The organism is Actinocrinis sp. (assembly GCF_035605935.1).
GTDB lineage: Bacteria > Actinomycetota > Actinomycetes > Streptomycetales > Catenulisporaceae > Actinocrinis.
This window is the reverse complement of sequence record NZ_DATNGK010000262.1, coordinates 1-3,570: the sequence shown is the minus strand read 5'-3', so window position 1 is coordinate 3,570 and position 3,570 is coordinate 1. Positions and strand designations below refer to the sequence as shown.

Below are 3,570 nucleotides of genomic sequence, written 5' to 3'. Positions count from 1 at the left end.
TGGCGGAGCCAGCCACCTGCGGCTGCACAACTGGACGCCGTTCGCGCCCCATGGACCCGCGTCGGTCGGGCCAGCGGCGACGGTGCTGATGCTGTCCTTTGTCGGTTGGGAAGCGATCGCACCCATGACCAGCAGACTCCGCGATCCGGACCGCCAGCTCCCGCGCGTAATACTCATCGCTTTCGTCGTCACGTCGGCCGTGTATGTCGCGTTGGCCGTCATGACAATTGGCGTCCTTGGACCCGCCGCCGACGGTGCTGCCCCGCTGGCTGATCTGCTACGGGTCGCGATCGGACCGGCCGGCGCGGTGGTCGCTGCAGTGGTCGCGGTCGCGCTGGTCCTTACGGCCGTCAACGCCTACCTGACCGGCGCGACCGCGCTCGCCGAACAGCTGCTGCCCAACAGCCGGCCGAAGATCCTTCAGCTCGCAGTCGCCGTGTCCGGGATGGCCATCCTCGCTGCGATCGGCGCAGGCTGGGTTTCGCTCACGCAGCTGGTCGCGGTACCGACCGCCTTCTTCCTCACCGTCTACCTCTTCTGCACGGCATCGGCCACGCGCATTCTGTGCGGCCCGGTCCGCGTGGCCGGCGGTGCGGCGTGCGCCGTGACGGTCGTCATCCTCGGATTCAGCGGACCCGCACTTGTTGTCGTGGCCGCTGTGATAGCCGTGGCGGCGCTCACCGGGAAACGGTCTCCGCACGGCGGCCGCGACGTCAATCCAGCGGGCGTCCCGCCGCCCCTAGCAACCAGGCAAGCCATGGCAATCGGGGCCCAGTTGCACAACTGCCACCCGTCAGTGGTCTAGCCCGCAAGCTAGCGACATGAGTTGCTCGGCTTGTAGCGTGGTTCCCGATCCCCGCCGGCAGGTGTCCCGTGGGGGCTGTGATGATGCTGGATCGTCTCGCGGAACGCGCAGCGCTGGATCAGCTGCTCAGCGCGGCACGCGCCCGGCAGAGCAGCACGCTTGTCGTGCGTGGCGAGGCCGGGATCGGCAAGACCGCGCTGTTGGACTATGCGATTGAGTCGGCATCTGGGTTTCAAGTGGTGCGGGCGGTCGGCGTCGAGTCTGAGATGGAGCTTGCTTACGCCGCGCTGCAGCAGGTCTGTGCGCCGATGCTCGATCATGTGGATCATTTGCCAGGCCCCCAGCGCGATGCCCTCGGCGTCGCATTCGGACTCCGGGCCGGAGATTCGCCGGATCGCCTCCTGGTAGGCCTCGCCGCGCTGAGCCTGATGTCTGAGGTCGCTGAGGAGCGGCCACTTCTTTGCGTCATCGACGATGCGCAATGGCTGGACCACGCGTCTGCGGCTGCGATCGGGTTTGTAGCCCGCCGGTTGCTGGCGGAACCCGTTGTCGTCTTGGTGGGAACGCGTGGGCCGATCGACGAATTCGCGAGGCTGCCTGAGATCGATGTCAGGGGGCTCCGCGATGGTGATGCCCGCGAGCTCCTCGCTTCAGTGATCAGGGGCCCGCTGGACTCCCAGGTGAGAGAGCGGATCGTCGCGGAGACGCGCGGCAACCCGCTGGCGTTACTCGAGCTGCCGCGGGCCCTGACCCCCGCCGAACTTGCCGGCGGATTCGGTGTGCCGGACACGCCGGGGCTGTCGGGCCGTATCGAGCGTGGCTTCCGGCAGCGAATTGAGGAACTCCCACCCGGCACCCAACGGTTGCTGCTGATCGCTGCAGCCGAGCCGACCGGCGCACCGACGCTGCTGTGGCGTGCCGCCGAGCGGCTTGGGCTCGCTCCGGACGCGGCCGAGCCGGCAGAGACCGCCGGATTGCTGGCGATCGGTGAGCGGGTCAACTTTCGACATCCGCTGGTGCGCTCGGCGGTCTACCGGGCCGCCTCGCCCGAACAACGGCGGGTCGTGCACCGGGCACTCGCCGACGCCACCGACCCACAATCCGACCCTGATCGACGCGTCTGGCACCGGGCCCAGGCGACGATCACACCCGATGAGGACGTCGCCGTCGAGCTGGAGCGGTCGGCGGACCGGGCCCAGGCACGCGGCGGGTGTGCGGCGGCGGCGGTATTCCTGGAGCGGTCGGCGGCGCTGACCGTCGACGCGGGGAACCGCGCCCGGCGGGCACTCGAGGCCGCGAACAGTAAGTATCAGGCCGGTGGCTTCGATGCCGCGCTGCGGTTGCTCGCAACCGCCGAGTCAGGACCGATCGATGATTTCCAACGCGCGCAGGTGGATCGGTTGCGCGGCCAGATAGCGTTCTCGTCCAGCCGGGGGAGCGCCGCACCGCCACTGTTGCTGAAAGCAGCCCAGCGCCTCGCGCCGCTCGATCCCCGGATGGCGCGTGATACGTATCTGGATGCGCTCTCCGCGGCGATATTCGCCGGACGCCTGGCCTCGGCTGGTGGCAGCGTGTTGGACGTAGCTGAAGCTGCCCGCGCGACCCCTCTTCCGCCGCAACCGGCACGAGCGCCCGATTTGTTGCTCGACGGGCTCGCCGCGTTGATCACGGACGGCCACCTGGTCGGGGCGCCGATACTCAGGCACGCTATTGACGTCTTCCGTGGCACGGATCTTTCCATCGGAGAGGGCATCCGTTGGCTGTGGCTGGCGTGCCACGCCGCTGGGCTCGTGTGGGACTACGAGAGCTGGGACGTATTGTCCGCCCGCCAGGCGACCTACTCCCGCGACGCCGGCTCGCTTATCGGCCTGGTGATCGCCTACAGCACCCGCGCTGGACTGCACCTATTCGCCGGAGACTTCGCTACAGCTGCCGCACTCGTCGTTGAGGTTCAGTCGGTAGCGCAGGAGACCGCGAGCACCATCGCGCCCTACGGAGCTGTGACCCTAGCTGTGTTGCGCGGTCGGGAGGCCGAGGCGCTGGAGCTGATCGAGGTCGCGACGAAGGACGTGGAGGGCCGCGGCGAAGGCGAAGGTCTCACCTTCGCCCTTTGGGCCAGAGCAGTACTGTGCAACAGCCTCGGCCGGTATGGCGAGGCGCTGGCCGCGGCGCGGCAGGCGAGCGAGGACTCGCATGTGCAGTGGTTCTCCACTTGGGCATTGGCCGAACTCATCGAGGCGGCCGCTCGGAGCCATATTCCGGAGACCGCCAACGATGCGCTGCAGCGCTTGTCGGAGCGGACCCGCGCCAGCGCAACGGACTGGGCCCTTGGCGTCGAGGCTCGTTCCCGAGCGCTGCTTAGCGACGATTATCTTGCCGAAGGCCTTTACCGGCGGAGTATCGATCTATTCGCTCGTACTCCGCTGCGCGTGGAGTTGGGGCGTTCTCTTCTGGTATACGGCGAGTGGCTGCGCCGCCAACGCCGTCGCCGTGACGGCCGCGATCAGCTCGGCCGTGCATACGAGATCTTCGACTCAATCGGCGCGGATGCCTTCGCCGAACGAGCGCGGACGGAACTGCGGGCGACGGGTGGCTACGCGCACAAACGCACAGTCGACACTGGCGAACTTCTGTCCGCTCAAGAGGGGATGGTCGCGCGCCTGGCCAGTGGCGGTGCGTCGAATTCGGAGATCGCCGCCCAATTGTTCATTAGCCCGGCCACCGTTGCTTACCACCTACGGAAGGTTTTCACGAAGCTGGGTATC

General features: G+C 67.9%; 1 protein-coding gene and 2 pseudogenes. All 3 read left to right on the top strand.

Annotation, left to right across the window (positions count from 1 at the left end; genetic code table 11):
* Positions 1-805 (top strand): annotated as a pseudogene (locus VN779_RS20730) (amino acid permease); the annotation flags it as partial.
* An 80-nt stretch (positions 806-885) separates the two neighbouring features.
* Positions 886-1,299, top strand: a pseudogene (locus VN779_RS20725) (ATP-binding protein); the annotation flags it as partial.
* A gap of 186 nt (positions 1,300-1,485) precedes the next feature.
* A partial coding sequence (locus VN779_RS20720) for a LuxR C-terminal-related transcriptional regulator (protein WP_325725878.1) occupies positions 1,486-3,570 on the top strand: 2,085 nt, incomplete at its 3' end.